The organism is Fibrobacter sp. UWP2, assembly GCF_900141705.1.
Taxonomy (GTDB): domain Bacteria; phylum Fibrobacterota; class Fibrobacteria; order Fibrobacterales; family Fibrobacteraceae; genus Fibrobacter.
On sequence record NZ_FQYM01000042.1, the window covers coordinates 12,207 to 15,695 of the forward strand.

Here is a 3,489-nt window from a genome sequence, read left to right on the forward strand (position 1 = left end):
GCTGATGGCTTCCAGCGGTTGTACCGTCCCGAGTTCGCTATCGACCGCGTTTACCGTCACAAGCACCGTATCTTTGCGGAGCAGGCTCTTCAAGTCTTCCAGGTCGATTTTTCCATCGGTGCCGATTTTTGCCATCTCGATTTCGTAGCCCGCTTCTTGCAGGGCCGTGAGCGTGGCGCTTACCGAAGAATGCTCCAGCGGGTTCGTGACGATGTGCTTGCCCACATGGCGCTTGGCCTGGACGATGCCGCGGATGGCGGTATTGTTGCTTTCGCTGGCGCCCGAGGTGTAAATGATTTCGTCGGGGTTTACGCCCAAAAGTTTCGCGATGGAATCGGTCACCTGGGCGAGAAATGCTTTTGCTGCATGCCCTGCTTCGTGATTCGAATTGGCGTTGCCGATAAACCTGCGTTCAACTTCGCAGAATCGTTGCAAGGCTTCTTCGCATGCCGGGGTGTTTGCCGTGTAGTCGAAGTAGGACATAACTACCAAAAAGATAGAAAAATGGGGAACGGCAAAGCCCCAACGGAGTGTGATTCCGTCAGGGCTGCTTCAATCCAAAACACTATAAGAAAGAAAAAGTCTTTTTAGGCGGTGGCGAGCGCCTTGCCGAGATCCTGGCAGGCGGCCTTGCCGGCGTCATCGGGGGCGTTCTCGATGGCGAGCGGCTCTGCGACCAACACGAGGCCAGCGGCTTCAGCATCGGCCTTCCACGGGTTCATCCATTCGCCGCCACCCCAGCCATAAGAGCCGAACAGGGCGACTTTCTTGCCGTTGAGTGCGGGTTTGACGGCTTCGTAGAAGGGCTGGAATTCGGAATCTTCGAGTTCCTCGGCGCCCATGGCGGGGCAACCCAGCGCATAGCGGGCGTATTCGCTCAGCTGGCCCTGCGAAAAGTCCGAGACGCTGAACACGTCGGCTTCGGCGCCGGCGGCCTTTGCACCTTCGGCGACGTATTTTGCCATCAGTTCGGTGTTGCCGGTTCCGCTCCAGTAAATGACTGCGATTTTTTCCATTGTGATTCTCCTAGGTGAATTAAAGAGGTAAATGTCGTTTGATTACGCTGCGTTTCGGACGGTCAGCATCGGCAGCGAATATCCTTTTTCAAATAGTTTGTTGAAAACATCGAAGCACTTGCGAAAGCAGGCGAACCGTTTTTCGCATTCGGTTACATCGCCGTATACTTTCCAGTAGCCCGTATATTTGCTATTCCTGCCGCCGTTGATAATGAACCCTTTCACGTCTTCGAGGGGGTAGCCCAAGAATAGTCCGACTTCGTGCGGAAAACAGTGGCATTTGCGGATGCGCGCCGTCATGTATGCGAGTGCACAGTCGGTGCTAAAGTCTGTGTAGCCGTAGGTGGCGAGAAAATGGCGGATTTCCGGCTCGGCAATAAGCTTTTTCAGGGCGTCTTCGCGATAGACGTAGATAAAACTGCGACCGCAGCGTTCTGCGATAACGCGCACGCACACGCCGCGAGGGTTGAGCTCCTTGTTCCAGTGGGCGAGTTGTTTACACAGCGTTTCGCTGGGTGAAGATTCAAGGCAGAATAAACTTCCGACCTTGAGTCCCGCGAGTGTTGGCGCGCATTGGCGAACAAGACGGTGGTCTAAAAGGCGATTCATTTTTATTGCAAACTACAAATAAATTGTAAAGTTAGATTTCTCTAACAAATATATAAAAAAGCCTTGATGTTTGTCAAGGCTAATTTTGTATTAATTTTTGTTCATTTGCAATTCAAGCATCTTGCAGAACAGGCCGCCTTTCGCCTTGAGCTCGGCAGGGGTGCCCGTTTCGGCGATGAGACCGTCTTGCAGTACCACGACTTTGTCGGCGTTTGCGATGGTACGCATGCGGTGCGCGATGATGATGACAGTCTTGCCCTTCACCAGCTGCGAAATGCCGCGCTGGATCTTGGATTCGTTTTCTACGTCGAGACTTGCGGTCGCTTCGTCGAGCAAGATGATGGGCGCGTCTTTCAACAAGGCGCGTGCAATCGAGATTCGCTGGCGTTCTCCGCCCGAGAGCGTTTCGCCGTTTTCGCCGATGACGGTGTCATAGCCTTGCGGCATCTTCTGCACGAATTCATCGCATCCCGCGAGTTTTGCCACCTTCAGGATTTCTTCGTCACTGGCGTCGCGCTTGCCGATGCGGATGTTGTCCTTGATGCTTGTGTTGAACAGCACCACGTCCTGGAAGACGATGGAGAAATTCTTGAGGAGCGTTTCAGGGTCAATCTTGCTGATGTCCTGCCCGCCGAGGGTCACCTTGCCGCCTTGAATATCCCAAAAGCGTGCCGCGAGTTTTGCTGCAGTCGTCTTTCCGCTGCCGCTCGGCCCCACAAGTGCGGTGATTTCGCCTTGCTTTGCCGTGAACGAAACCTTTTTCAGAACTTGCTTGTTTTCGTTGTAATTAAAGTCAACATCCTTGAATTCGATGTCGTAATTAGCGGGGACGAAATTGCTTGCGCCCTGCTGTATGGGCATCTGGTCCATTTCGCGGAAACGGCGCAGGCGCACATTCACAAAGAAGAGCTCGGCGAGATTGTTGAACACCAAGAAAACCGGATTGTAGACCGTTGCCGCGCACACGATAAACACCAGGTAGGTAAACACGTCGATTTCGCCCTTGGTCCAAAGCCTTGCGCCTGTAATCAGCACCGTGGCAAGACCCATCTTGAGAATGCCCTGCGCCGAATTCAGGAACGAACCCACCTTCACGTCGGAATCCATCTGCGATTTTTCGTAGTTGATGCAATCCTTGTCAAATTGATCGAGGTAGGCGGTTTCGCCCGAATACGAGCGGATTTCCTGCACGTTTTCGAGACCTTCCTGGATATCTTCTATAATCACGCGGCGGGCGTTATATGAATTTTCGAACCAGCGGTCCTGAATTTTCTTGGATAGCGCAATGAGCAATGCCGCTGCGGGTACCACCCAGAAAAGTGCGATAGACATTTTCCAGTTGTAGCAGAACAGCATGATTCCGATAACGGTGACGCTTCCGATGGCGGCGAAAAGTTCCGGTACGGCGTGCGAGAAAATCATTTCGAGCGCGTTGCAATCGTCCATGATGGTCGACGTCAAATCCGAAAGGTTCTTTTTGCCAAAGAAGGAGAGCGGCAACTTGCGGAGCTTTTCGGCAATCGAGACGCGGCGGCGCATGCTTTCGTCGTATACGCTGCTGTAAGTCGCGCTGTACGAGAACCTGTAAATAACAAGCATCACGATAAACAGGACTGCAGCAATTCCCACATAGAACAAGGTTCCGTGCGGAGTTTTACCAGCAAATTCACCAATGCCCATCTGCTCCATCAAAAAATAAAAGAGCATCATCATCGGGAACATGAGCGAAACAAAGTGCAGGAATGTCCAGACAACGCCACGGACAAACGGAATTTGTCCCTTTTTTAGTTGAAAATCCAGGTCTCCAACTGGTGTAAATCTAGGCTATTAGCGCTTCATTGTCAAGTAGTTTCATGCTCTTTTC

General features: G+C 52.2%; 4 protein-coding genes. All 4 read right to left on the minus strand.

Translation table 11 applies throughout. From position 1 onward, the window contains the following. Window positions 1–483: aminotransferase class V-fold PLP-dependent enzyme (locus tag BUB55_RS12890; RefSeq protein ID WP_143153070.1), on the minus strand; the 483-nt coding region annotated here is incomplete at its 3' end. A 104-nt stretch (window positions 484–587) separates the two neighbouring features. Further along, window positions 588–1,016: a flavodoxin gene (locus BUB55_RS12895; protein ID WP_073192126.1), complete on the minus strand. Its 429-nt coding sequence runs from the start codon at window positions 1,014–1,016 to the stop codon at window positions 588–590. A 42-nt stretch (window positions 1,017–1,058) separates the two neighbouring features. Then, on the minus strand, window positions 1,059–1,625 hold the full coding sequence (locus BUB55_RS12900) for a DUF3793 family protein (RefSeq protein ID WP_073192128.1): 567 nt from the start codon (window positions 1,623–1,625) through the stop codon (window positions 1,059–1,061). Between the two features lie 90 nt (window positions 1,626–1,715). Continuing rightward, window positions 1,716–3,347, minus strand: a complete 1,632-nt coding sequence (locus tag BUB55_RS12905) for an ABC transporter ATP-binding protein (RefSeq protein ID WP_083597026.1) — start codon at window positions 3,345–3,347, stop codon at window positions 1,716–1,718. Between the last annotated feature and the right edge of the window lie 142 nt (window positions 3,348–3,489).

Excerpts from the sequence above, each read along its gene's own strand:
- BUB55_RS12895 (WP_073192126.1), bottom strand. The coding sequence starts at position 1,016 with ATGGAAAAAATCGCAGTCATTTACTGGAGCGGAACCGGCAACACCGAA.
- BUB55_RS12900 (WP_073192128.1), bottom strand. The coding sequence starts at position 1,625 with ATGAATCGCCTTTTAGACCACCGTCTTGTTCGCCAATGCGCGCCAACA.
- BUB55_RS12905 (WP_083597026.1), bottom strand. The coding sequence starts at position 3,347 with ATGTTCCCGATGATGATGCTCTTTTATTTTTTGATGGAGCAGATGGGC.